23 protein-coding genes and 2 pseudogenes are annotated in these 24,860 nt (G+C 70.7%); 11 read left to right on the forward strand and 14 right to left on the reverse strand.

The window, feature by feature from the left end:
• Nucleotides 1–124: 124 nt before the first annotated feature.
• Entirely contained in the window at nucleotides 125–1,915 is a 1,791-nt protein-coding gene (locus tag ACIA8K_RS28070) for a PAS domain S-box protein (RefSeq protein WP_396064436.1), read from the forward strand.
• On the opposite strand, the gene ACIA8K_RS28075 is transcribed toward ACIA8K_RS28070, so the two are convergent.
• The 5 genes from ACIA8K_RS28075 to fdxA form a co-directional block, all read right to left on the reverse strand.
• Nucleotides 1,908–2,204 (reverse strand): DUF4287 domain-containing protein, encoded by a 297-nt coding sequence (locus ACIA8K_RS28075; protein WP_396064439.1) that lies wholly within the window; start codon nucleotides 2,202–2,204, stop codon nucleotides 1,908–1,910. The two genes, ACIA8K_RS28070 and ACIA8K_RS28075, sit on opposite strands and share 8 nt — an antisense overlap.
• Before the next feature lie 25 nt (nucleotides 2,205–2,229).
• On the reverse strand, nucleotides 2,230–3,510 hold the full coding sequence (locus ACIA8K_RS28080) for an RNA polymerase sigma factor (RefSeq protein ID WP_396064441.1): 1,281 nt from the start codon (nucleotides 3,508–3,510) through the stop codon (nucleotides 2,230–2,232).
• 248 nt (nucleotides 3,511–3,758) lie between these two features.
• The gene (locus tag ACIA8K_RS28085) at nucleotides 3,759–4,124 is read right to left on the reverse strand and encodes a YciI family protein (RefSeq protein WP_396064443.1); all 366 of its coding nucleotides are present in this window, start codon (nucleotides 4,122–4,124) and stop codon (nucleotides 3,759–3,761) included.
• Nucleotides 4,125–5,845: 1,721 nt separating this feature from the next.
• Nucleotides 5,846–6,943, reverse strand: a complete 1,098-nt coding sequence (gene dapC / locus ACIA8K_RS28090) for a succinyldiaminopimelate transaminase (protein ID WP_396064711.1) — start codon at nucleotides 6,941–6,943, stop codon at nucleotides 5,846–5,848.
• Between the two features lie 11 nt (nucleotides 6,944–6,954).
• Nucleotides 6,955–7,281 carry a ferredoxin gene (fdxA, locus tag ACIA8K_RS28095; RefSeq protein ID WP_396064445.1) on the reverse strand — a complete coding sequence of 109 codons (327 nt, stop codon included), beginning with the start codon at nucleotides 7,279–7,281 and terminating at the stop codon, nucleotides 6,955–6,957.
• An 85-nt stretch (nucleotides 7,282–7,366) separates the two neighbouring features.
• On the opposite strand from fdxA, the gene ACIA8K_RS28100 reads away from it, so the two are divergent.
• A complete protein-coding gene (locus tag ACIA8K_RS28100; RefSeq protein ID WP_396064447.1) occupies nucleotides 7,367–8,329 on the forward strand; it encodes a GNAT family N-acetyltransferase in 963 nt (320 codons plus the stop codon).
• Nucleotides 8,330–8,342: 13 nt separating this feature from the next.
• On the opposite strand, the gene ACIA8K_RS28105 is transcribed toward ACIA8K_RS28100, so the two are convergent.
• The 4 genes from ACIA8K_RS28105 to mshB form a co-directional block, all read right to left on the reverse strand.
• Nucleotides 8,343–8,825 carry a hypothetical protein gene (locus ACIA8K_RS28105; RefSeq protein ID WP_396064449.1) on the reverse strand — a complete coding sequence of 161 codons (483 nt, stop codon included), beginning with the start codon at nucleotides 8,823–8,825 and terminating at the stop codon, nucleotides 8,343–8,345.
• A gap of 27 nt (nucleotides 8,826–8,852) precedes the next feature.
• Nucleotides 8,853–10,517, reverse strand: a complete 1,665-nt coding sequence (locus ACIA8K_RS28110; protein ID WP_396064451.1) for a VanW family protein — start codon at nucleotides 10,515–10,517, stop codon at nucleotides 8,853–8,855.
• 80 nt (nucleotides 10,518–10,597) lie between these two features.
• A complete protein-coding gene (locus ACIA8K_RS28115) occupies nucleotides 10,598–11,068 on the reverse strand; it encodes a hypothetical protein (protein WP_396064453.1) in 471 nt (156 codons plus the stop codon).
• Nucleotides 11,065–11,949, reverse strand: a complete 885-nt coding sequence (gene mshB / locus ACIA8K_RS28120) for an N-acetyl-1-D-myo-inositol-2-amino-2-deoxy-alpha-D-glucopyranoside deacetylase (protein WP_396064455.1) — start codon at nucleotides 11,947–11,949, stop codon at nucleotides 11,065–11,067. The genes ACIA8K_RS28115 and mshB overlap by 4 nt, the downstream gene beginning before the upstream one ends.
• A 95-nt stretch (nucleotides 11,950–12,044) precedes the next feature.
• On the opposite strand from mshB, the gene ACIA8K_RS28125 reads away from it, so the two are divergent.
• The 5 genes and pseudogenes from ACIA8K_RS28125 to ACIA8K_RS28145 all read left to right on the forward strand — a co-directional run.
• Nucleotides 12,045–14,150 (forward strand): prolyl oligopeptidase family serine peptidase, encoded by a 2,106-nt coding sequence (locus ACIA8K_RS28125; protein WP_396064457.1) that lies wholly within the window; start codon nucleotides 12,045–12,047, stop codon nucleotides 14,148–14,150.
• A gap of 44 nt (nucleotides 14,151–14,194) precedes the next feature.
• Entirely contained in the window at nucleotides 14,195–14,953 is a 759-nt protein-coding gene (locus tag ACIA8K_RS28130) for a hypothetical protein (protein WP_396064459.1), read from the forward strand.
• A gap of 181 nt (nucleotides 14,954–15,134) precedes the next feature.
• On the forward strand, nucleotides 15,135–15,917 hold the full coding sequence (locus ACIA8K_RS28135; protein WP_396064461.1) for a hypothetical protein: 783 nt from the start codon (nucleotides 15,135–15,137) through the stop codon (nucleotides 15,915–15,917).
• 9 nt (nucleotides 15,918–15,926) lie between these two features.
• Nucleotides 15,927–17,825, forward strand: coding sequence for a fumarate reductase/succinate dehydrogenase flavoprotein subunit (locus tag ACIA8K_RS28140; RefSeq protein ID WP_396064463.1), 1,899 nt, complete (start codon nucleotides 15,927–15,929; stop codon nucleotides 17,823–17,825).
• Nucleotides 17,826–17,829: 4 nt separating this feature from the next.
• A pseudogene (locus ACIA8K_RS28145) lies at nucleotides 17,830–18,633 on the forward strand (succinate dehydrogenase/fumarate reductase iron-sulfur subunit); the annotation flags it as partial.
• Nucleotides 18,634–18,701: 68 nt separating this feature from the next.
• Here the strand turns inward: ACIA8K_RS28145 and ACIA8K_RS28150 are convergent.
• Entirely contained in the window at nucleotides 18,702–19,115 is a 414-nt protein-coding gene (locus ACIA8K_RS28150; RefSeq protein ID WP_396064465.1) for a (deoxy)nucleoside triphosphate pyrophosphohydrolase, read from the reverse strand.
• A 186-nt stretch (nucleotides 19,116–19,301) separates the two neighbouring features.
• Here ACIA8K_RS28150 and ACIA8K_RS28155 point away from each other — a divergent pair, with 186 nt between their 5' ends.
• Both ACIA8K_RS28155 and ACIA8K_RS28160 read left to right on the forward strand, forming a co-directional pair.
• The gene (locus ACIA8K_RS28155) at nucleotides 19,302–19,619 is read left to right on the forward strand and encodes a 4a-hydroxytetrahydrobiopterin dehydratase (protein WP_396064468.1); all 318 of its coding nucleotides are present in this window, start codon (nucleotides 19,302–19,304) and stop codon (nucleotides 19,617–19,619) included.
• 39 nt (nucleotides 19,620–19,658) lie between these two features.
• Nucleotides 19,659–20,021 (forward strand): PH domain-containing protein, encoded by a 363-nt coding sequence (locus tag ACIA8K_RS28160; RefSeq protein WP_396064471.1) that lies wholly within the window; start codon nucleotides 19,659–19,661, stop codon nucleotides 20,019–20,021.
• Nucleotides 20,022–20,423: 402 nt separating this feature from the next.
• Here the strand turns inward: ACIA8K_RS28160 and ACIA8K_RS28165 are convergent, their stop codons facing one another.
• Complete coding sequence (locus ACIA8K_RS28165) at nucleotides 20,424–21,161, reverse strand: Type 1 glutamine amidotransferase-like domain-containing protein (RefSeq protein ID WP_396064713.1); 738 nt, start codon at nucleotides 21,159–21,161, stop codon at nucleotides 20,424–20,426.
• Between the two features lie 76 nt (nucleotides 21,162–21,237).
• Here ACIA8K_RS28165 and ACIA8K_RS28170 point away from each other — a divergent pair.
• Nucleotides 21,238–21,453: pseudogene (locus ACIA8K_RS28170) on the forward strand (Uma2 family endonuclease); the annotation flags it as partial.
• 162 nt (nucleotides 21,454–21,615) lie between these two features.
• Here the strand turns inward: ACIA8K_RS28170 and ACIA8K_RS28175 are convergent.
• From ACIA8K_RS28175 to ychF, 3 genes are all read right to left on the reverse strand, one after another.
• Nucleotides 21,616–22,029: a PIN domain-containing protein gene (locus tag ACIA8K_RS28175; RefSeq protein ID WP_396064473.1), complete on the reverse strand. Its 414-nt coding sequence runs from the start codon at nucleotides 22,027–22,029 to the stop codon at nucleotides 21,616–21,618.
• Complete coding sequence (locus tag ACIA8K_RS28180) at nucleotides 22,011–22,292, reverse strand: hypothetical protein (RefSeq protein WP_396064476.1); 282 nt, start codon at nucleotides 22,290–22,292, stop codon at nucleotides 22,011–22,013. The genes ACIA8K_RS28175 and ACIA8K_RS28180 overlap by 19 nt, the downstream gene beginning before the upstream one ends.
• A gap of 234 nt (nucleotides 22,293–22,526) precedes the next feature.
• Nucleotides 22,527–23,612 carry a redox-regulated ATPase YchF gene (gene ychF, locus ACIA8K_RS28185; RefSeq protein ID WP_396064478.1) on the reverse strand — a complete coding sequence of 362 codons (1,086 nt, stop codon included), beginning with the start codon at nucleotides 23,610–23,612 and terminating at the stop codon, nucleotides 22,527–22,529.
• A 46-nt stretch (nucleotides 23,613–23,658) separates the two neighbouring features.
• Here ychF and ACIA8K_RS28190 point away from each other — a divergent pair, with 46 nt between their 5' ends.
• Complete coding sequence (locus ACIA8K_RS28190; protein WP_396064480.1) at nucleotides 23,659–24,798, forward strand: MFS transporter; 1,140 nt, start codon at nucleotides 23,659–23,661, stop codon at nucleotides 24,796–24,798.
• Nucleotides 24,799–24,860 lie beyond the last annotated feature (62 nt).

A 24,860-nucleotide genomic window follows, 5' to 3' on the forward strand; every position in this document is an offset into this window, starting at 1 on the left:
GTGAGTGCTCTTGCCCTGATCGATGATGCGGGCGGACGATATGCGCTCACCCTGTTCGGCTGGTAGACCAGAATCCGACACAAGCCCGGACCCGGAGGTAGACAACCAAGTGACCCGCCGCCTGATGGCAACGCACGCCGCGGTGATGGCCGTGCTCGGGGTCGCCGTCTTCTCCCCGATCCCGGACTCCGTGGTCTTCGCCCTGATCGGGCTCACCACTGTCACCGCGATCGTGGCCGGCGTGCGGGTGAACGGGCCGCTGCGCCGCTCACCCTGGTGGTTCCTGGGCGCGACAGTGGCAGTGATGGCGATCGGCGACACGTTCTACGGGCAGCACCGGCACGGCATCCCGCTGCTCGTGTCCGAGGTGGCCTATCTGACGATGTTCCCGCTTGTGGTGATCGGCCTGATCCAGCTGACCCGGCCGAGCGCGCTGGTCCGCGACAGGTCCCGGATGCTGGACTGGACCACGCTCGGCGCGTCCGCCGCGCTGCTCGCCTGGGTCCTGATCATCAGCCCGGCGATGCGCCGCGGCGACGTGGACACCACAGGCGCCGCCACCCACTCGCTCGGCTGCCTCCTCCTGCTGCTGGCCACCGTCGGCCTGACCATAAACACCAGGCTCAGCGCGTCGGTGACGCTCCTCGCGGTCGGCGCGAGCGGTCTGCTCGTCGGCGACGTCACCTGGCTGATCCTGGAGGTCCAGTACGACGGCTGGCCCGACGGCAGCCCGTTCGAACTCGCCTACCTGGTCTTCTACATCGCCTGGGGCCAGGCCGCACTACACCCGTCGATGTCCCGGCTCAGCTCCCCACCCGCGGCCGAGCCCGGCGACCTGCGGCTCGCGTGGAAGGTGCTGCTCGGCCTGGCCGTGCTGGTACCACCGGGCGTGCTGCTTGTCGAGACGCTGCGCGACGACGTGCCGGACGGCCTGATGATCGCCGCGATCGCCACGGTCATCTACGGCGCGGTCTTCGCCCGGCTTTTCGACGCGGTCGAGAAGCACCGGCGCCTGCTGACCCGCGAACGCCACCTCCGGGAGATCTGCGGCGCGCTTGTCGCCGCCGCCGGACCGGACGAGGTGGACACCGCGATCCGGGCCGCGCTCGGCGCACTGCTCAAAGACGCCGAACACAAGATCGTGCTGAGCGTGAACCGGGCGAGCAGCGTGTGGGGGCCGGGCATGCCCACGCCGTACCCGGTGCCGACCCCGGCCGCCGCCCGGCGCACCCGCCTGCTGAAGACGCACGCGCTGCACCCCGCGCTCGCCGAGCAGCTCGGCGGCCTGCCCGGCACGCTCGTCTGCCCACTCGTGCTCGACGACTCCGCGGTCGGCCCGCCCAGGGTCGGCGCGCTCTTCGTCTCCGCCGACACCCAGCTGCTGGAGTCGCTGCAGGACAGCATCGAGGTCGTCGCGGTCCAGGCCACGCTCGCGCTCGAACGCATACTGCTCACCGACGAGGTCACCCGCCGCGAGTCCGACCAGTACGTCTCCGCAGTCGTCCAGAACACGAGCGACGTGGTCCTGATCGTCGACGAGGCCGACCGCATCCGCTACTTCTCCCCCTCGCTTGCCGCAGTCCTCGGCGTACGGCCCCAGGTCTTCGGCACGCTCGCCGACCTGATCCAGCCGGACGACCGCCCACAGGTCAACCGCACGTTCGAACTCGCCCGCGGCTCCGGCCGGGAGGACGGCGTCCGCGAGGAGTGGAGCCTCCTGCGCGAGGACGGCAGCCGCATCGTCCTCGACGTCAGCTGCCGCGACCTCCGCGCGGACCGCCTGGTCCGCGGCTACGTCCTCACGCTCTGCGACGCGGCCGGCCGGCACCGCAGGGAACAGGCGCTCATCCAGCGCGCGCTGCTCGACTCGGCACCCGGCAAGAACCGCCGGTCCGTCACCAACCGCTTCAAATAGCGTTCCGCTCGGGGTGCGCCAGGCCGTTCAGGAACAGCACGGCGCTGGCGTCGCGGTGCGTACCGGTGCTGCCGACGTGCTTGTCGCTGATCCCCGGCCCGTTCTTGATCACGTGGACCAGGGCCATCGCATGCCCCCGGCCCAACTCGAAGTCGTCCTTGAGCCACTGCACGATCTCGCCGGTACGGGTGTCGCCGCCGTAACCGCGCTCGCGGGCCACGGCGAGGAGGTCGGCGGGCGTCCTGCCGGTCTTGACCTCGATCGCGTCGAGGTAGGCCTGGAATGACATGGTGCGCTCCTGGTTTTCTCGGTGGTCAGGGCTCCTCGGCGCGGCCGAGCAGCAGGTCCCGTTCCCGGGCGTTCGTGGCGAGGCCGGCCGCGTGCCGGAACTCCTCGCGGGCCTCCGCGCGACGCCCGAGCCGGGACAGGAACCCGGCACGCACGCTGTGCAGGAGATGATGGCCGCGCAAGGCCACGGCCAGCTCGTCCACAAGCCGCAGCCCGGCGTCCGGCCCGTCGTGCATGCCGTGCGCGACAGCACGGTTGAGCAGCACGATCGGTGAGCGCGTGAGGTGGGCGAGCGCGTCGTACAGGCCGGCGATCGTGGCCCAGTCCGTGTCCCGCACGCTCGCGGCACGGGCGTGACAGGCCGCGATGGCAGCCTGCAGCGTGTACGGGCCGGGCGAACCGGCGGACATCGCGCGCCCGAGCGCCTCCGTCCCCCGGTAAATGGCGAAACTATCGAAGCGGCGCCGGTCCTGCCGCTCCAGCAGCACTGCGGCGCCGGTCGAGTCGGTGCGCGCATCGAGCCGGGACACCTGCAACCACATCAGCGCCAGCAGCCCGAACGCCTCCGGCTCGTCCGGAAAGACGGTCGTCACCAGCCGGCCGAGGCGGAGGGCCTCGTCACACAGCGCCGGGCGCATCCAGTCCTCGCCCGCGGTCGCGGCGTAGCCCTCGGTGAAGATCAGGTAGACGACGTTCATCACGGCGGGCAGCCGCCGGCGGCGCTCGGCCGGGCCGGGCAGGTCGAACGGCAGGTGGTCAACGGCGGCGGACGCGCGGGCCAGCGTGGTCTTCGCGCGGGCCAGCGTGGTCTTCGCGCGGGTGATGCGCCGGACGACCGTGTCCTCCGGCACGAGGAACGCCCTGGCGATCTCCCGCGAGGTCAGGCCGCCGACCAGGCGGAGCGTCAGGGCGACCTGTGACTCGGCGGTCAACGCCGGATGACAGGTCAGGAGCATCAGACGCAAGGTGTCGTCGTCGACCATGTCGACCTGGCCGGCCGGGTCGGGCATCAGTTCCTCCTCCCGTCGTGTCGTCAGCAGCTCGTGGGCGATCCGGGTCTCCGCCCGGGCGTGCCGCTCGGCGCGGCGGAAGTGGTCGGCGGCGCGGCGCTTGGCGACGGCCATCAGCCAGGCGGCCGGGTTGTCCGGGACGCCGTCGTGCGGCCACTGTTCGAGCGCCGCCACCATGGCGTCGTGCGCGAAATCCTGGGCCAGGTCGAGGTCGTGGGTCACGCGGAGCAGCCCACCGACGAGCCGTGCGGACTGCTCCCGCCAGGTGCCGACGATGACCTCATCCACGCTGCCCATCCGATGATCACAGCAGCCGCCCCGCGATCCCGGCAAGGCGCCCCGCGAGGCCTGGAGGCGCCTCCCGGCCCCGCGAGGCCTGGAGGCGCCCCCGAGGCCGGGAGGGCACCCCGCGACGAGGCCAGAAGCAGCCCGCGAGGCCGGAAGGCAGCCCGTAGGACCGGAAGGCAGCCCGTGGGCTCGGAAGGCAGCCCGTGGGGCCGGAAGGCAGTCAGCCGCGAGGACCCCGGCGGTGCCGCATGGCACGGTCAGAGCGGAGGTGGCCCTACGATCTGCCGGATCTCGGCGGCGCCTTCCCAGCCGGGCCAGTTATCCACGTGCAGTTGCACGAACTCGGTGGCCATCGCGATTGCCTCGTCGCGGGAGCCGACCTCGAAGACCGCGTAGCCGCCGATCAGTTCGGTGGCCTCGGTGAACGGGCCGTGGGTGACCACAATTCCGCCGGTGGTGGTGGCGCGTACCTCGGCCCCGGCGGCGCTGGGCAGGAGGCCGCCGGTGGTGATGAGCTTGCCGCTCGCGGCGATTCCGGCGATGTAGGCGCCCATTGCATCGTAGAAGTCCGGCGGAGGAGGTCCGGCGTCCTCGCGCATCTTCAGCATGGTCATGAACTGCATGAACTGGCTCCCGTATGTTCGGCTCCTGAGCTGCTTTCCTCCCTGCGTCGCGCCCACGGCGCGGATCCGGACATCGGCCGGCCGGAAATTTTGCAGCCGGCGGCACAGGAGGACCGGCGGCACAGGAGGACCGGCGGCACAGGAGGACCGGCGGCACAGGAGGACCGGCGGCACAGGAGGACCGGCGGCACAGGAGAGCCGGCGGCACAGAAGGACCGGCGGCACAGGAGAGCCGGCGGCCAATGCCACTAGCTTATTTTGATCTTGGTTTCCGACCTGGCCTTTGCTGCTGACCTTTCGGGGGGCAGGGTGAGCGCCGCCGCAGCCCGCCAAATCACGGAACGTTCGGGCGCGACGCGCCCGGCCGGTCCATGGGACCGGACCTCGACCACAAAGGTCAGCAATGGCCCGCCTAGCTCGACGATGCTCACCGTGAGACCGGAAGGTCAGTACATCCCGCGGGGCAGACCAGGAGCGGCAGGCTCCGTACCCAAGGACGAAACCCACCCCGACACCGGAAATGTCGTCTCATAACCACCTGGCCGGCGGAGTGGCCGAGGGCGGTTAAGATCCTTGTTTCGCTCACGGTCCTTTCCCGGCGGTACAAAGTACCGTGAGCAAAACAAGGATCTTGATTCCCGCATAGTGGAAGATCCATTTCTGGCAGACGGGCTCGATGGTCTCGCCGTACATGGACCTTGAGCCCGAAGGCTCAGTAACGCCCACCTATGCCTGCGCCCCACCCGTCAGACCGGGCAGGAGAGCATCCGCACTGGCCAGAGGCCCGCGGCCGTGACCGGTTCCATTTCAAGATCAAAATAAACTGAATGGCATTTGCGCGGTGGCCGCGAGAAACTCCGCTGGCCCTGTCACGGCCGCCCGCTCGATACTCCAGCACCGACCGAGATGCGCCCCTGACAGCGGCCCATCGACCGCCCTCGGCGTGGCTGTACCGACTCGCCGGGACAGCCACGCAGATGCCGATGGAGACGACGGCCCAGCTGCCGGGGTTGCTCTTGTTCGTGCGCCCACGGCCATGGCAGGGAGGAGCGCCAGCGACGACCGGTGTCGCCGGGAGGCCTCGGCAGGTGATGCGAGATTAAATCGGTATATATGTTGAATTACTGCCCGCGCGCTCCATTTACTGGTTCCAGGAGACCTGGTCGCGCTCGATGGCGCCTGCCGTTGGACGCCGGTGCATGACGGCCCGTGTCGCGCGGTCCCGAGAAATACCCCGGTAGGCTGAAATTTCGGGCGTGGGGTGTCCGGCGTTCAGATCCGTCCAGCCCGGGACGACTGCGCGGCGTGCCGGGTGTTTGATCTTTCTCCGCGAGCGACCTGGCAGCGACCATTCGCGTGGGCGGCCGCCTGACTCCCTCCACAGGCGACCTGGCAGCGACCATTCGCGTGGGCGGCCGCCTGACTCCCTCCACAGGCGACCTGGCAGCGACCATTCGCGCGTGCAGCCGCCTGACTCCCTCCACAGGCGGCCTGACAGCGAGGTTCGTGCTGGCCCAGGGCTTCCCGCAAGCGGCCTGACGGCGACCGTTCCTGCCGCCCAGCCGCCAGGCAGCAGCCGACTCCCACCGCAGGCGGCCTGGTGGCGACGGACCGGCGTCGTCGCGGCCAGGGCGGGAAGGCTGGGGCGTGTGTGACGGATCCCGGCGAGCCGAGGTGTTGGACGGGTGTGCGCCGCGGGCCGTCGGGATCCGTCGCAGGCTTTAGGTGAGGCGGGAGATTGCCTCGGCTATGCGTTCGTCGGAGGCGGTGAGGGCTACGCGGACGTGGGTGGCGCCGGCGGGGCCGTAGAAGGCGCCCGGGGCGACCAGGATGCCGCGGGTGGCGAACCAGGTGACGGTGTCCCAGCAGTCCTCGTCGCGGGTGGCCCAGAGGTAGAGGCCGGCCTCGGAGTGGGAGATGGCGAAGCCGGCCTTGGTGAGGGCGGCGTGAAGCAACTCGCGGCGGGCGGCGTAGCGGGCGCGCTGCTCGCGGACGTGGTGCTCGTCGCTGAGGGCGGCGGTCATCGCGTCCTGGACGGGGGCGGGGACGATCATGCCGGCGTGTTTGCGGACGGCCAGCAGCTCGGCGACGATTCCGGGGTCGCCGCCGAGGAAGCCGCCGCGGTAGCCGGCCAGGTTTGAGCGCTTGGAGAGCGAGTGCACGGCGAGCACGCTCGCGTAGCTGTCGCCCCGGACCTCGGGGGACAGCACGGAGACGGGCTCGGCGTCCCAGCCGAGTGGCAGGTAGCACTCGTCGCTGGCGACGATCGCGCCGCGTTCGCGAGCCCAGTCGACGACCTTGCGCAGGTGGGCGGGCGGGAGGACCCGGCCGGTCGGGTTGGACGGGGAGTTGATCCAGATCAGGCGGACGCGTTCCGGGCCGAGCGCGGTGAGCGAGTCGGAGCGGACCGCGCGGGCGCCGGCGAGCTGGACGCCGACCTCGTAGGTCGGGTAGCCGACCTCCGGGATGACGACTGTGTCGCCGGGGCCGAGGCCGAGAAGCGTGGGCAGCCAGGCGACCAGCTCCTTGGAGCCGATCGTGGGCAGCACGCCGAGGCCGGGCAGGTCAGCGCCGCAGGTGGCGGCGAACCAGTCGGCGATGGCGGCGCGCAGGCGCGGGCTGCCGGCGGTGAGGGGGTATCCGGGCGCGTTCGAGCCCGCGGCCAGTGCGTCGCGCACGACCGCGGGAACCGGGTCGACCGGCGTGCCGATCGACAGGTCGACGAGCCCGCCGGCGTGTGCGGCCGCCGTGGTCTTCGCCGGGACCAGCTGGTCCCAGGGAAAGTCCGGCAGCCGCGCCGCGAGCCCGCCCGGCCGGATAGCCGGGGCGCTCAGTGTCCCTCGCCGCGCGGCGCGAGGCCGACGACGAACGGGTCGTCCTTGTCGATCTTGCCGACCTTGGAGGCGCCGCCGGGCGAACCCTGGTCCTCGAAGAACCGGTAGTTCGCGGTGGTGTAGTCCTTCCACTGCTCCGGCACATCGTCCTCGTAGAAGATCGCCTCGACCGGGCAGACCGGCTCGCACGCACCGCAGTCCACGCACTCATCCGGGTGGATGTAGAGCATGCGGTTGCCCTCGTAGATGCAGTCGACCGGGCATTCCTCGATGCATGCCTTGTCCAGCACATCGACGCAGGGCTCGGCGATGATGTAGGTCACGGGTCTCTCCTCCGAATGCAACGCCGCTTGCTTTACAACCCACGGCGCATAAGAGCCTAGTATCTCGCCGGGGAGGGGGTCGATCGTGCTCCGTAGGCAGGATGTGGGACACCGCGTCGTAGTGCGGCGAATTGTCGGTTCTCGCGGTGGTCGGACGCTCTTCTCGGACTCGCTCGGCGAACTCGTGGCGCTGAGCGAGACCGAACTCACGATAGCGACCTCCGGTGGCACGGTCCGCGTCCCCCTCGACGAGGTCCACCGGGCCAAGCGGGTACCGCCCACCCGGCGCCCCACCGCGGCGGACGTGATCGCCGCCGAGCTGGCGGCGAACGAGGCCTGGCCGGCGCCGGTGCAGGAGTCGCAGGGCGGCTGGCTGCTGCGGGCCGCGGGCGGGTGGACCGGGCGGGCCAACTCCGCGCTGCCGATCGGCGATCCGGACCGGCCGCTGCCGGCCGCGGTCGACGCGGTCGACGCCTGGTACCGCGCGCACGACCTGCCGCCCCGGATGAACGTGCCGCTGCCGCTGGCCGCGCCGGTCAACGCGGAGCTTGACGCGCGCGGCTGGGCCGTGGCGCCGCTTGTGCTGTTCCAGACCGCACCTGTCACCGCGATCCTTGAGGCCGCGCCGGAGCGACAGGATCTTCCGGGTGTACGGCACCGGGACCGGATCACCGACGACTGGCTGGCGGTGACGGCCGCGCGTAAGGGCACGCCGCCGCCGGTCGCCCGCCAACTGCTGACGGCCGTGCCGGAGACCGCGTTCCTTGAGGTCTACGGCGACGAGGGCACGCCGATCGCGATCACCCGCGCCACAGTGACCGGCAACGGCGAGTGGCTCGGGGTGTCGCTCGTCGACGTGCTTCCGGAGCACAGGCGGCGGGGACTCGGCTCACACCTGGTCCGGGCCGCCGCGCGATGGGGGCAGGAGGTGGGGGCGCGTCGCGCGTTCCTCCAGGTGGAGGAGCAGAACACGGCGGCGGTCGCGATGTACGGGCGGCTCGGGTTCGGCACGCATCACACGTACCTCACCCGTACCGCCGCGTCGTGATTGTGATCTTCGCTTAGTGCCGGATGGTGCTGCGGCGGGTCTTGACCGGGCGCGCCGACGCCAGCCGGCTCTCCTCGTAGCGCTTGAGCGACTGCGAGCGGTAGTCCCAGCCCAGCACCATCAGCACCAGGTAGCCGAGGACCGCGCCGCCGATCGTGAAGCCCAGGTAGAGCCAGATCTGGGCGAAGAACGATCCGGCGCCGTTGGTGAACGGCGTGTCGCCGTTGATGAACGGGCCGACAAGCACTGTCAGCAGCATCGCGGCCGTGATGATCGCGGCCAGGTCGGTGCTCCACGAGTCCAGCGGGCGGCCGCGTCCCCAGCGGAACGCCAGCACGGCCGTGACCAGGCCGATCGCGACGAACATGACGGCCGAGACCCTGTCCTGCGCGCTCGCGTCGTTCTCGAACGCGAACTCCCCGACCAGCCGGGCGATCACGTTGATCAGAAACAGCACACCGGCGAGCACGCCGACCGGCAGCCAGCGGTTCCTCATCGCTCCACTCCCATCCCCCGCGGACGGTCAGGGCCTGGTCCCGCAGATGATCCGAGGCTGCGGGGCATAGGTCCAGCTGAACGTCTCGCGCTTCGATTCCTTGCCGTCCTTGCGGAAGATACGCCACGCCTCTTGGGAGAAGCCTTGGGATCCGGCGTCGAATTCGCAGTCCGGGCCGGGCGCCTCGTAGCTGACCGGCGGCTCGACGATAGCGGTCCGGCGCCCGTAGTCGATGCGCACCGAGTCGTGGACGCGCGTGCCCCAGAGCGTCACGGTGATCGAGCTGCCGTAGGCGCGCACGTCGATGAGCACGCCCGATGGCGTGTCGTTGCGGAACCGCAGGTCCTGGTCGTGCGTGACGGTCGCCTCGGCCACGGCCGGCAGGTTCGCCTGGTAGGTCTCGTGCGGCAGGTGCTGCTCGTCCGCGAGCCCGGCAAGGAACGCGGCGTGGAACAGCGTGGCGGCCAGCTGCGGCGGCGCGTCCCGGCCCACGGTCCGGTGCAGCGAGAACGTGTCGCCGGGCCGGAGCAGCACGCTCAGCGGATCCACGGCCGGTCCGTCCGACGGGCCCTGAGTGGTGAACCCGGCCAGCTGCTCGGTGATGCCGAGCTTCCGCACGTCCTCGGTGCTCGTCGCCGGCCGGGTCTCGGTGAACGCGGCGGAGACCGTGCGCGGTCCGGCACCCGGCAGCGCTTCCAGCAGGTCGCGGGCGAGCGCGGCCGTGTCCACGGTCCGGCCGGTCCGGCTCTCGGTGATCCGCGGCCAGCCGTCGGCCGCGCTCACCGAGGCCTCGCGGACCGTGGTCTCCAGCCGGGTCAGTGTGGTGCCCAGCGCGTCGCGCAGCCGCTTCTCGTCGATGCGCGGCGTGAGCGGGTCGCCGACGAACACCAGGCTCCGCGCGATCACCTCGGGCGTGACGTCGAAGCCGCCCCGGTCGGTGGAGACCCGGACCTTCGCGGCGACCGCGGGCACGGCCACCTCCGCCACCAGCCGGTCGATCTCGTCGCGCGTGGTGACCGGCGTGGTCTCGACGATCGCCACGTGCGGCACGTCCTTGCGGGCCCAGGCGGCGGCGACCTCGGCGGCGGCACCCCGCGCGTCGACGGCACGGCCCGGCTCCGGGTAGACCGGCGCCGGCGTGGTGCCGTCGAACCTGATCGACGGCGCGACGCCGGGCGTGGCCAGCCCGGCGTGCACGGCCGCGGCCTGCAGCACGTCGTAGAGCTTCCGCTCGTCGACCGTGACGACAGGCGCGACCGCCTCCGTACCGATCAGCCGGCCGCCCCGGCTCGCGGCCTCGACAGACGCGGGGACGTCAACTGTCAGGCCGATCGCGGCCGGGTCGGTCCGGACGATCTCCCGGCCGGCAAGCGAGATCAGGAACGGCGCGGTCAGCCGGTGCGACGCACCGAGCCGTTCGTGCGCCTCCGCCGCGGTCAGGCCGCCCAGGTCGACGCCGAGCACGCTGGTACCGCGCGGCACGTCACCACGGCCGGCCCAGGCGACCCCACCGCCGCCGACCAGCACGGCCGCGACCAGCGGGCCCGCGAGCAGCATCGGCCAGCGGCGCACCGGCCGCGCGTCCGGAAGGTCGTACTCCTCGTCGTAGAGGGGCAGGACATCCCGGCCGGGAGCGTGGCCGGCTATGCGGGCGAACCGCACTGTGGGCGCGTCGTCGTCGAACTCGGTCACGGTCGTCACCTCGGGTGCTTGGGGAGCAGCCCGGGCAATGCTGCCCGCGCGTTATGACGAACCGGTAACGTTTTCCCAGCTCAGCTGCGGTGCGGGGGAAGAATCATCCGGTACGCGACGATCGCGAACGCCATCGAGCCGGTGAAGATGGTGGCGAGCCCGACCCAGTTGGTGTCGACAAGCAGGATGTCGCCCTCCGGCGTGCTGCCCGCCGCCACCATCAGCACGGCGAACCAGGTGAGCGCCGGCAGCGCCACAGCCCACTTCGCGCCGACCGTACGGTAGGCGAACCAGGCCAGTGCCACGTTCGCCACGACTGCGGCGAGCGCGGACAGACCGATCAGGAAGCCGCCCACCCGCAGCGGCGTGAAGAAGACCTCAAGCACCGCGGTCACCGCCGCGGCCAGCACCACGAGCACGCCGCCGGTCACCCGCAGCGCCAGGTCGGTGACGGTCAGGCCCTTCGCGTCCGGCAGCGGCTCGAGCCACTCCGGGTCGATCTCCAGCGCCGGGACCTTGTGCGGGTACGGCGAGGGGGGCGGGGCGCTCACCGGGACAGCGCTTCCTTCTCCGCGTTCACCCCGGCGAAGAGGCAGCTCTCCCAGCCATGCGGTCCGTCGCCGGGCCCGCGCTCGCCCACGGCAAGCGTGTAGAACTCCACGCCCATGAACTCGCCGCCGAAGTTCCCCGCGATCGAGTAGAGCCACGAGTCGAGCGGGATCTGGCTTGCGTGCGCCTTCATCGCCGCGACCTTCGCGTCCGCGGAGTCGGTGGCGTCGATCCGCGCCGCGATCTCGGAATCGGACGAGCCGAACGGCAACTCGTCCGGCGCCTCGATGCCGGAGAACGGGTTGCCGGTGCTCTGGCCGAACTCGGCGATCCCGGCCGCGAGCACGCTGCGCGGCATGGCCTGGAAGTAGACCTTGTCCGGCCCGAAGCCCTCGGCCCGCGCCAGCTCGCAGGCGCGCATGGTCACCCGGTGCGCCTGGATGTGGTCCGGGTGCCCGTAGAAGCCGTTGTCGTCGTAGGTCACCACCACCTGCGGGCGCACCTCGCGCATGATCTCGACAAGGAAACCGGCAGCGATGTCCAGATCGGCCTGCCAGAACGCGCGCGGGTGCGCGTTGGTGGCCAGGCCCATCATCCCGGAGTCGCGGTAGCGCCCGGCGCCGCCGAGGAACCGCCTGTCGGTCACGCCGAGCGCCGCGCACGCGCCGTTGAGCTCGCCGACGCGGTAGCCGCCGAGCTGGTCGGCCGCGTCCGCCGCGAGCCCGATCAGCTCGGGCAGGTGGATCTCGCCCTCCTCGCCGAGCGTGCAGGTCACGAGCGTCACGTGAGTGCCGGTCGCCGCGTAGTGGGCCATCGTCGCGCCGGTCCCGATCGACTCGTCGTCGGGGTGGGCATGCACCAGCAGAAGGGCTTGCTCCGTCACCCGGGACACTTTACGCGCCGTACCGCCCCATCCCGAAACAGCCTAAAAGCGATTATGCGAACCCCAGGCTGCGGTTTCTGGAGGATGATCGGACAGTGGACTATCCAGAGCTCGCCGCCCGGACCCGCCGGTTCACCAACGGAAGCCCGCTCTCGGTAAGCGTCGCGGGTGACGGCGGCCGGGTCGTCTTCGTGCGCTCGGCCGGCGCGGAGGACCCGGCCGGCTGCCTCTGGATGCTTGACGCGGCCACCGGCGAGGAGCGTCTGGTAGCGGAGCCGGTCCAGCTCACCGGCGGCCGGCACGAGGGCATCACGTCGTACGCGCTTGACCGCAACGGGCGGATCGCCGCGTTCACCATCGCGGGGCGGCTGTTCCGCGCCGACCTGATCAACGGCGACGTGGTCGAGGTCGCCACCGCCGGCCCGGCCGTCGATCCCCGGCCCGATCCGGCAGGTGAGCGGATCGCCTATCTGACCGCGCACCCGGGGCTTACCGACCGCGGCGAGCCGGTCGCCACCACCGCACTGCACATCGTGGAGCCGGACGGCACCGACGTGATGCTCGCCGGTGAGCGGGACAGCAACGGCACGGTCGCCTGGGGCGCGATCGACTACCTGGCCGGCGAGGCGTTCGACAGGGGGCGCGGCTACTGGTGGGCGCCGGACGGGCGGAGCGTGCTCGCCGCGCGGGTGGACACGTCCCGCCTCCCCCGCCTCTACCTGCATGATCCGGTCGATCCGGGCGAGCCGGCACCGAGTCTGGCGTACCCGCGCGCCGGTGGGCCGAACCCGCAGGTCAGCCTGCACCTGCTGGACCTGGACGGCCAGTGGGTGGACGTGCACTGGGACCGGGAGACGTACCCCTATCTGGTCTCGGTCCGCTGGGCGGACGGCGGCCCGCTGATCGCGGTGCTGCGCCGCCTGCAGCAGCACGGCCTGGTGCTCTCCGTCGACCCGCGCACCGGCGAGACGCAGGTGCACGCGGAGCTGACCGACCCACGCTGGGTCGAGCCGATCGACGGCACGCCCTGCCACCTCCCGGACGGGCGGGTGCTCGTCGGCGGCGAGCTTGCCCACGACGGGTACGACGCCCGCTGCCTGTTCGCGGACGGCAGCCTGCTCACGCCGCCCTCGCTCTACGTGCGCCGGGTGGTGGGCCCGGTCACCGGCGGCGCGGACCTGCTTGTCGAGGGGACCGACGGCGAGCCGTCCGAGCAGCACCTCTACCGGATCCGGGGCGCGCTCGGGGCCGGCGGCATGGAGGCGAAGCGGATCACCACCGAGCCGGGCTGGCACGTCGCCGCGACAGGTGGCGGGCTGCTGGCGATCGGGCGGCTGTCGCTCGACCACGCCGGCACCCAGTGGTCGGTCCGGCGCGGCGACACGGTCATCGGCGAGCTGGCCTCGTACGCGTCGCCGCCGCCGTTCGCGCCGCGCCCCGCGCTGGAGCGGGTCACCGACCGCCGGCTGCCGGCCGCGGTGGTCTACCCGCGCCACCAGGTGAGCGGCCGGCGGCTTCCGGTGCTGCTTGACGTCTACGGCGGGCCCGGCCGGCAGGAGGTGCTGGCCGCGCGCTCCTGGTGGCTGGAGCGGCAGTGGTGGGCGGATGCCGGCTTCGCAGTCGTGACGATCGACAACAGGGGTACGCCAGGCGTCGCGCCAAGCTTCGAGAAGGTGGTGCACCGTCGGCTGGCCGACATCGCGCTCACCGACCAGACCGACGCACTGGCCGCGCTCGGCGAGAAGCACCCGGACCTCGACCTGCACCGCGTCGCGGTACGCGGCTGGGCGCTCGGCGGCTGGCTGGCCGCGCTCGCCGTGCTGCGCCGCCCGGACGTGTTCGCCTGCGGCGTGGCCCGGACGCCGCTCACCGACTGGTCGCTGCACAACACCGCGTTCGCGGAGCGCTACCTGGGCCTGCCGGACGACGAGATCTACCCGCACCACAACCTGGTGGAGATCGCGGCCGAGCCGCCGGTCCGGCCGGAGGACGCGCGGCCGCTGCTGCTCGTGCACGGCATGGCTGACGACTCGATCATCGCGGCGCACACGCTGCGGCTGTCCGCCTCGATGGTGGCGGCCGGGCGCCCGCACGCGGTGCTTCCGCTCTCCGGCGTGGCGCGGCTGGCCGGGCACGGCGTGGCGGAACGGCTGCTGCCGCTGGAGCTGGACTTCGTCCGCCGGCACCTGCCTCCGGTGTAGTCGGGGGTCTGGCTTTCTCGCGCCCGGGTGCTGTACTGGGACGCGTGACGGATTCTTCCCCCGAGCCGGTGTCCGAGCCCGACCCCGAACGTCGTTCCGAGCCGCTGACCGGGTCTACGCCGGAGCCTGGGACCGGTTCGGCGTCGGACTCCTCCTCCACGCGGGCCGATCCCGGGCCGGCGCGGTTCGCCTCCGGATCGGCGCGACCGCCGCGCTTCACGCCGCCGAGCAGTCGTCAGTACTTCGCCGGCCTCGGGCGGCGTGGCTGGACCTGGATCGAGGCCGGCAGCCTGGCCGTGATCCTGGTGCTGGTCTGCGGCGCGTTCGTGGCGATCGCCGCGGCCTTCCGCGGTGCGGTGGACGACGGGCGGCACGACCGGGCCGTGGAGGCGGAGGCGCGCACCGATGTGGAGGCCGCCTGCCTCGACCTGGAGCAGCGGCTGAACCGGCTCACGCCGCCCGGCGCCACCACCGGGCCGGCCGCCCGTGCGAAGGCGATCCGGGACGAGAACGTGGCGGCCCGCCCGTTCCTGCTCGAGTTGGAGCGGATCCGGACCGCGCGCGGCGGCGACCCGCTCGGCGAGGAGTACCTGGCCCAGACCTGGCCGGACGGCTGGCGGCAGGTGATCGAGGCGCGGGCCGTCTTCGCGGACTCGCTTGACAGGTCGGCCACCGGTGGCGAGCCGGCGTTCTACCTGGCCCCGCGCGACGAGGACGCGAACTCGGTGGCGGACCGGCTGATCGCGGACGGCCCGGACGGCTGCGACGGCGCACTGCGGAGACTGACCGACCCATCGCTCTAGCTCTATGCAAGATCAACCGTCCATCGTGATCAGTGACCTTGAACACAATGTGCCACAACTACCCACACGGGGATGCGTAACCGGCTCGTAACACCCAGACTCTCTACGGCATGGCCCACGTCACACGGCGCGTAACGTGTGTCACAGACGGGGCCGCGTCTACAGCGTCAGGGGAGCCTGAATGACTACGACGGCGTCGAGGCCGGGCCGGGCCGCGATCACGGCGAGAACGTTGCGCACAGACCGGTGGTGGTTCGCGCCGCTTGTCACGTTTGTCGGGCTGGGCGCCTGGGTCACCTACGCCACGGTCCGGGTGTTCCTGCACAGCAACTACTGGGTCGAGCAGTACCACTACCTCACGCCGTTCTACTCGCCGTGCGTGACGGAGCGGTGCGTCGAGGCCGCGTCCCACTTCGGACGGTTCCTGCCCGGCTGGTGGGTCATCCCGGACGCGGCGCTCACCCTGCCGTTCCTGCTGCTCTTCCGGCTGACCTGCTACTACTACCGGAAGGCGTACTACCGGGCGTTCTGGCTGTCGCCGCCGGCCTGCGCGGTGCCGGACGGGCACAAGCGCTACACCGGCGAGACGCGCTTCCCGCTCGTCTTCCAGAACGTGCATCGGTACGCGTTCTACGCCGCCGCGGCCATCTCGGTGATCAACACCTATGACGCGGCGCTGGCCCAGGCCACCGGGCTCGGCCTGGGCAACGTGATCCTCTGGGTGAACGTGGTCGCGCTCTGGGCGTACACGTTGTCCTGCCACTCCTGCCGGCACATCGCGGGCGGGCGGCTCAAGCACTTCTCCAAGCACCCGGTCCGGTACCGGTTCTGGACGTTCGTCTCGAAGCTGAACGTCCGGCACATGCAGCTCGCCTGGATCACGCTCGGCACGCTCGCGCTTACCGACGCGTACATCATGGCGCTCGCCGCCGGCTGGTTCTCCGACCTGCGCATCATCAACTGAGGGCGTGGCATGACGACGCGAGTGGAACGGCACCTGTACGACGTGGTGGTCATCGGCGCGGGCGGCGCCGGGCTGCGGGCCGCGATCGAGGCGCGGAGCGCGGGGAAGAAGACCGCGATCATCTCGAAGTCGCTGTTCGGCAAGGCGCACACGGTGATGGCCGAGGGCGGCGCCGCGGCCGCGATGGGGAACGTGAACTCGCGCGACAACTGGATGGTCCACTTCCGGGACACCATGCGCGGCGGCAAGTTCCTCAACAACGTCCGGATGGCGGAGCTGCACGCCAAGGAGGCCCCGTCCCGGATCTGGGAGCTGGAGTCCTACGGCGCGCTCTTCGACCGGACCAAGGACGGGCGGATCTCGCAGCGCAACTTCGGCGGCCACGAGTACCCGCGGCTGGCGCACGTCGGCGACCGCACCGGCCTGGAGATGATCCGCACGCTGCAGCAGCGGATCGTGGCGCTCCAGCAGGAGGACTTCCGCGAGTTCGGCGACTACGACGCGCGGATCAGGGTGTTCTCCGAGACCACGATCACCGAGCTGATGCTCGACGGCGACCGGATCGCCGGCGCGTTCGGCTACTACCGCGAGTCCGGCGAGCTGGTGCTCTTCGAGGCGCCCGCCGTGGTGCTGGCCACCGGCGGGGTCGGGAAGTCCTACAAGGTCACGTCGAACAGCTGGGAGTACACCGGGGACGGGCACGCGCTCGCGCTCCGGGCCGGCGCGACGTTGATCAACATGGAGTTCCTGCAGTTCCACCCGACCGGCATGGTCTGGCCGCCGTCGGTGAAGGGCATCCTGGTCACCGAGTCGGTCCGCGGCGACGGCGGCGTGCTCAAGAACTCCGACGGCAAACGCTTCATGTTCGGGTACGTCCCGGACGTCTTCCGCAAGCAGTACGCGGAGACCGAGGAGGAGGCGGACCGCTGGTACACCGACCCGGACAACAACCGCCGCCCGCCCGAGCTGCTGCCCCGCGACGAGGTGGCCCGCGCGATCAACACCGAGGTCAAGGAGGGGCGCGGCACCCCGGCCGGCGGCGTCTACCTGGACGTCAGCACACGTATGCCGGCCGAGACCATCCGCAAGCGGCTGCCCTCGATGTACCACCAGTTCAAGGAGCTGGCCGACGTCGACATCACGGCCCAGCCGATGGAGGTCGGCCCGACCTGCCACTACGTGATGGGCGGCGTGGAGGTCGACCCGGACACCACCGCCGCGCTCGGTGGGGTGCGAGGGCTGTTCGCGGCCGGCGAGGTCTCCGGCGGCATGCACGGGTCCAACCGGCTGGGCGGCAACTCCCTCTCCGACCTGCTGGTCTTCGGGAAGCGGGCGGGTGAGCACGCGGCGGCCTACTGCGATGAGGCGGCGCGCCCACGCGTACCAGCGAAGGATCTTGAATTGGCCGTGGCGACCGCGCTCGGGCCGCTTGAGCGCACCGGGGGCGACAACCCCTACCACCTGCAGCAGGAGCTTCAGTCGGTGATGGGCGACCTGGTCGGCATCATCCGGCGGGAGGCGGAGCTGGCCGAGGCGCTGAAGCGGCTGCACGAGCTGCGCGCGCGGGTCGCCACGGTGAGCGCATCAGGCGGGCGGCGCTACAACCCGGGCTGGCACCTCGCGCTCGACCTGCGCAACATGCTCGTCGTCTCCGAGTGCACGGCGAAGGCGGCGCTTGAACGCACCGAGTCGCGCGGCGGCCACACCCGGGAGGACTTCCCCGCGATGGACCCGCAGTGGCGGCAGGTCAACCTGGTCTGCGCGCTTGACGGCAACGACGTGCGGCTGACCCACAAGGCGCTGCCGAGGATGCGGCCGGAGCTGCTCGGCCTCTTCGAACGCACCGAGATGTCCAAATATCTGACCGACGAGGAACTGGCCGAGTTCGACGCGCTGCCGGAGGCATGAGCAGATGGGCACCAAGCGCAACTTCAAGGTCTGGCGCGGCGACGCGGACGGCGGCGAGCTGCACGACTTCCAGATCGAGGTGAACGAGGGCGAGGTGGTGCTGGACATCATCCACCGGCTGCAGGCCACCCAGACGCCCGATCTCGCCTGCCGGTGGAACTGCAAGGCCGGCAAGTGCGGCTCCTGCTCGATGGAGATCAACGGCATGCCGCGGCTGGGCTGCATGACCCGGATGTCGACGTTCACCGAGGACGAGACCGTCACCATCACGCCGCTGCGGACGTTCCCGGTGATCCGTGACCTGGTCACCGACGTGTCCTTCAACTACGAGAAGGCGCGCGAGACGCCCGCGTTCACGCCGCCCGCGGACCTGGCACCTGGCGAGTACCGGATGCAGCAGGTGGACGTGGAGCGCTCGCAGGAGTTCCGCAAGTGCATCGAGTGCTTCCTCTGCCAGAACACCTGCCACGTGATCCGCGACCACGAGGAGAACAAGCCGCCGTTCTCCGGGCCGCGCTTCTTCATCCGCGCGGCCGAGCTGGACATGCACCCGCTTGACACGCTTCCGGACCGCAAGGAGTACGCGCAGGCGTCGATGGGCCTGGGCATGTGCAACATCACGAAGTGCTGCACTGAGGTGTGCCCGGAGCACATCAAGATCACTGACAACGCGATCATTCCGCTGAAGGAGCGGGTGGTCGACCGGCGCTACGACCCGCTGGTGTGGCTGGGCCGCACAATCTTCCGCCGGGATCAGCTTCCCGCTTCGGAGGTGGCACGCGATCCACGTCAGGGCGTGCTGCCGACGAGCGGCTCATCGGCGGAGGTGACGCGGGACGAGCCGTCGCGCTGATGACCGCGTACCCGCGGATGGCGTCAACTGTGTGTCAGGTGCTCGCGGAGCGCCTTGACGATCGGCTCGTCGGCGGGCAGCCACGACACCGAGTCGAGCTCGTCCGCGCCCAGCCAGCGCAGCTCGCGGTGCTCAAGCGCGACCGGCTCGGCGTCGCCGACCAGCTCCGCGAGGTAGACCCGCAGCACCGCCCAGCCGTTGCCGAGCGTCACGTCGCCGCCGACGCGCGCACCGACACGGACGGTGATGCCCAGCTCCTCGGCGCACTCGCGCGCCACCGCGTCGGTCTCGGACTCGCGCGGCTCCACTTTGCCGCCGGGGAACTCGAAGCGGCCCGCGACCTCCGGCGGCGCCGAGCGCGCACAGGCCAGGACACGTCCGCCGGAAAGAATGGCGGCACCGACGACAACCTTCGACCTGGCCTGATCCGTCTTCACGGGCAACCAGAGTGCCAGATCAATCGGTATTTCGGGTGGACGGCTCCACCCCTTCGGACGAGAAAGAGGTAGTCCAGTAGCCATGGACATGCCAGCCGGTCAACGGGAAGACTAGGGGCGACACCATGACGACACGGCGACGATTTGGCCACAAGCCGGCAACGACGCCCTGGGGGAGGCGTAACGATGCGTGCTCTCTGGAGCAACAGCGGACGCACCGCGAATCGTGACTATCTAAGTGACGCCCTGACCTTACTTACCGGTTGGACCCGCGACGGCCAGCAGCTGAGCCGCACCCTGGCGCTCGACGAAGCCCAGCATGCGGACCTGACCGAGCGGATCAAGGTCGCCGCCGACGCGCTTCATCTGCGGCCGGACATCCGGCGCCGCGACGGCCAGACCCAGATCCGGGTGGCCGCGGCCGGGGCCGAGACCATAACGGAGGGTCAGGTCGCGCTGGCTGCGCGCATCGAAGACGCCTACCGCACGGTCACCGCAGCATAGTGATCCTCGCCACTGCACGGTCAGACTAACCTCGCAGGCATGGCAGAAGCGACCTATGACCGCAAAGAGCAACTGAAGCAGATCGAGAGCGGCCTCCTGGAGGGCGAGAACGTCATCGCCGTCTACGACGCGATCGGTGTGGGCACCGGGTTCATCGGCCTGACCAACCGCCGCGTGATCATCCAGGACAAGTCGTTCGTCGGCAAGAAGTTCGCAATCACCAGCATCCCGTACGCCCGGGTGACAAGCGTCAGCGTGGTGAGCAACAAGTCCTGGGCCGGCACGTTCTTCGGCTCCAGCACCATCGCGGTCAACGTCGGCACGCACACGTACGAGGTCGAGTTCCGCGGCGACCACAAGGCCCACCACGTACACAACGTCATCCTGTTCTACATCTCGTAGCAGCCGGACCGGCTCTTCCCGCTGCCGGCGTGGTGACGTCACGTCCACGGCACCAAGGTCAAGGTCACGTTCCTGATCTTCCCGCTTCCGGCGGGGTGCGGCCCGCATGCTCCCGCGGGCCAACCTCGCTGCGGGCAAAGACTCCGCTGGCGCTCCGCTTTCCCCTCCGCATCGGAGCCGGTCCCGCCGTGGTCGGCGAGCACGCGAGTCCCGCCGCTGGTCGCGTTGCCGGGCGCGACCAGCGCCCGGCGGGGTGTGCGTTCTGAACGCGACCACCCGCGGACGCCGAAGGGAGGAGCCCCTGGGCGACGACCGGTGCCCGCGGGAGCACGCGGAACTGCACCACCGCGGGAGCGGGAAGATCACGTTCTTCTGCTTTTGGATCTTCCTGGTCCTGGTGGGTCAGATCCTGGTGACCGGGAGCGGGGTCTCGGTCACGTCGCCGGTGTCGGTGCGGCGCAGTTCGTAGGCGCCGGCGCCCTCGCGATCGACGATCGCCTCGGCCAGAGTGGTGCCGCGGAAGACCAGCCCGGCGCCGTTGTCGGTGGCGTAGCCGTGCGGGGCCAGGACACCCTCGCGCATCAGGCGATGCATGAGCGGGCGGCGCTGCTCCTCCGCGTCGTAATGGACGCCGTTCGCGTAGGGCAGCCAGCCGAGGCCGTCGGTGAAGGCACGCAGGTCACGGCCGTAACTGTCGGTGGTGCCGCCGCGCGTCCAGCAGATGCTGCCCGCCGAGACGCCACCCATCACGACGCCGGCCTGCCACGCCTCGTGCAGGATCTCCGGCAGATCGTGCACCCGCCAGACCGCCACCATGTTCGCCACGCTGCCGCCGCCGACCCAGATGACGTCCTGGCCGAGGAGGTGCTTGCGGACGTCGCGGTGGTTCGGCATCGGGAAGAGCGCGAGGTGCGAGACCTCGAACCCTTCGGCGGTGATCGCGGCGTAGAAGGCGGCGCGGGTGCTGAGGTTGTCGCCGTCGGCCTGGCCGAGGAAGCAGAGTTTGGGGCGCCGGCCGCCGGTCTTGGCCAGCTCCGCGGCGTAGCGGTAGACCGGACCGGCCGCCCAGTCGTAGGGACCGGCGCCGGAGCCGCGGAACACCATGCTGGTCGCCAGAATCGTCGGCTCGTCCGCCGCCATGCGCACACCCTTTCGGAACAGCCGGATCGTCATCGCGGAATGTTACGGTGGCCGCGTGACTGCGGTGCCCGAATGGATGCGCCCGCCCCGCCCAGAGGGGTGGTATGCCGACGACCTCGACGAGCTGCCCCAAGCACCGCGCCATACCGAACTCATCGATGGAGCGCTCGTCTTCATGATGTCTCCTCAGCGGGCCTGGAACGGCCGGCTCCTGACCGCATTGGTAGTGGCTCTTTCGGAACAGGCGCTGCCCGGCATCGAGGTGGAGCGGGAGATGACGATCCGGCTCGACGAGCGAAACCGTCCCGAACCGGATCTGCAGGTCCTACGCCCCGACCGGAATCTTCCGCCACCAGCTCCGCTCGCCCGCGCCGTTCCCGATCACGCTCGACCTGGACAATTTGCTGCCCGTTCGCAGGAAATGAGCCCGGCACCCGTCGAATCGGGAGTCGCCTCAGACCGCCACGAGCCGGACGCGGTCGACGCAGAGCTTGGCCATGTCGTCGATGTCGCTGGTCAGCATGACGACCGGGCGGTGCTGGCGCAGCGCGGCCTCGGCCACGGTCGCGTCGATCGCGTACTTGTGCCCGTGCAGACCGGCGCCGATCAGCAGTTTCGATGCACCTCTCGCCTCCTCGTCGCCCACCGGGACCACCCGCAACCCAGAGAGCAACCAGTTCAGACGAGCCATGTTGGTACGGGCATGAACGGCCTCGATGATGGTGAGTGCGCTGATCACCACCTCCATACCGCGCGAACGCGCCTCGCTCACCAGCGCCGCCACCCGCTCGTCGTCGGCGAGCAGCTTCGACAATCCTTCGCTGTCGAGGACCAACGTCCCCTCGTGACTCAGCCTGCGGCGGGCCATGCGGCCTCCTCCGCGAACACCTCGTCGAACACCTGTCGCGCCTGCTGACGGGCCTGCTCGGACACCGGCCCCTTGCGGCTTTCGTAGTCCGCCAGGTATTCGTCAAGGATCTGACCGCGCAGTTCTCGCTCGACCGCCTCGGCGATGAACGCCGAGAACTCCCGCTTGCCTACCCGCGCCCGGATCGCCTCGGCGGTTCCCTCCGGCAGCGACAGGCTTACCCGCGTCGCCGGCCCTTCACCGATGCTGTAGATATCGCCCATAGTCACGAGTGTGTCAAACGAGTAGGAAAACTGCTACCCGGCCAGACAATTGGCATGACGACCGGTCCGATCATGCGGCGTGCTCGCGTCTCAGCTGATCAAGATGGTCCAAGAGTTCGTCGAGCCTCGCTCGCGGTCACCGCCATGGCTGTTCTCCTCCCTGGTGATGCGGCTGACGTAACCATAGAAGGACCGGCACCAGAGTGGTGCCGGCCCTTCGTGCGGGAGCGCGGATCAGACGTTGAAGCGGAACTCCACCACGTCGCCGTCCTGCATGATGTATTCCTTGCCCTCGATGCGGACCTTGCCGGCGGCCTTGCCCGCGGACATGCTGCCGGCGGCGACCAGGTCGTCGAAGGAGACGATCTCGGCCTTGATGAAGCCGCGCTGGAAGTCGCTGTGGATGACGCCGGCGGCCTCGGGGGCGGTGGCGCCGATCGGGACGGTCCAGGCGCGGGCTTCCTTCGGGCCGGCGGTCAGATAGGTCTGCAGGCCCAGGGTGCGGAAGCCGACGCGGATGAGCTGGTTGAGGCCGGGCTCGGTCTGGCCGATTGACTCGAGCAGCTCACGGGCCTCGTCCTCGGGGAGGTCGATCAGCTCGGACTCGATCTTGGCGTCCATGAAGACGGCCTCGGCCGGGGCGACCAGCGCGCGCAGCGAGTCCAGGAACTCCGCGTTGGCCAGCTCCTCCTCGTCGACGTTGAAGACGTAGAGGAACGGCTTGGCGGTGAGCAGGTGCAGCTCGCGCAGCTCGTCGATCTCGATGCCGGCCTTGGTGGCGCCGGCGTAGAGCGTGGTGCCGCCGTCGAGCAGCTCGGCGGCGGCCTTCGCGGCGGCGGCGACGGAGGCCCGGTCCTTCTTGAGCTTCGCCTCCTTCTCCAGGCGCGGGATGGCCTTCTCGAGCGTCTGCAGGTCGGCGAGGATCAGCTCGGTGTTGATCGTCTCGATGTCGTCCTTCGGCGAGACCTTGCCGTCGACGTGCACCACGTTCGGGTCGGAGAACGCGCGGACGACCTGGCAGATCGCCTGGGAGTCGCGGATGTTCGCCAGGAAGGCGTTGCCGCGGCCCTGACCCTTGGACGCGCCGCGGACCAGGCCGGCGATGTCGACGAACGAGACCGGCGCCGGAATGATCTTCTGCGACTCGAAGATCTCGGCCAGCTTGTTCAGCCGCTCGTCCGGCAGCCCGACCACGCCGACGTTGGGCTCGATCGTGGCGAACGGGTAGTTCGCCGCGAGCACGTCGTTCTTGGTCAGGGCGTTGAAGAGGGTGCTCTTGCCGACGTTGGGCAGGCCGACGATCCCGATGCTGAGACTCACAACGCATCAGGATAGTGCCCCGGGCGGAAACGTATTGTTCCTGGTGATGATCTATCGGTACCTGACGGTGGCGGCGCTGGCCCGGTTCGCGGACGAAGGCGCCCGGGTCGCGCTGGTCCTGGTGGCGCTGGACGCGACCGGGAGCGCGCTCTTCGGGGGCGTGCTTGCGGGCGCGTTCATGGTGCCGCACGTGCTGGCCGGGCCGGCCGTGGGCGCGCTCGCGGACCGGGCCCGCCGCCGCGCGCCGGTCTACGCGCTGCTGATCGGCGGCAACGGCGTGGCGATCGCGCTGTGCGGGTTGCTGGCCGGCGTGGCACCGCACGCGGTCGTGCTTGTCATCGCGGTGCTCGGCGGCTGTTGCGCACCGCTCGGCACCGGCGGCCTGTCCAGCCTGATCAAGGAGCTGTTCCGGCCGGAGCGCCGGGACCGGGTCTACGGCCTGGACGTGATGACCTACAACCTGGCCGGCATCTGCGGCCCGGCCGTGGTGGCCGGCGTCGCGCAACTGGCCGGAGCCCGGCTCGCCACGGTGGCGCTCGGCGCGGGGGCGGTCACGGCCGGGCTGCTGGTGCTCAGCCTGCCCCTGAGGAGGCGCGAATTCACCGGGGGCACCGCGCTGACCGCCGGGTTCGGTGCGATCTGGCGGATCCGGCCGCTGCGCGCGGTGACCGTGGCAACCGGGCTGGGCGCGGGCGCATACGGCGCGTTTCCACTGGTCACGACGTTGTTGGCAATTCAATATCATGCGGGGTACGCCGCCGGCGCGCTGCTGTCCGCGGCCGCGATCGGCGGGCTCACCGGCTCACTGCTCTACGCGCGCCACCCGGTCGGGGCACGCCGTCCGGAACGTACCGTGATGATCTGCCTGCTGGCCTCCGCGCTGCCGCTTGCCGCGGTGCCGTTCGTGCCTGGCGTGCTCCCGGCGCTGCTGCTCTTCGCCGCGGCCGGGTTCTTCGTCGGCCCGCAGTCGGCCGCGCTGTTCGCCAGCCGGGACCGGCACGCGCCGCCGGCCGTGCACACGCAGGTGTTCACGCTCGGCGCCGGGCTGAAGGTGACCGCGTCCGCGCTCGGCGCCGCGCTGGCCGGGTACGCGGCCGGCGCCGGACCTGACGGTCTCCTCCTCGCGGCCGCGGGCGTGTACGCGGCGGCCGGCGCGCTCGGCGGCGCACTCCTCCTGCGGGACTGAAGGGGACGGTGAGGACTCGCTCGCCGTGAAAACCCGGCGGGGTGACCGTACGATCGCCTAGC

Source organism: Catenuloplanes sp. NPDC051500 (assembly GCF_044454585.1).
Lineage (GTDB): Bacteria > Actinomycetota > Actinomycetes > Mycobacteriales > Micromonosporaceae > Catenuloplanes.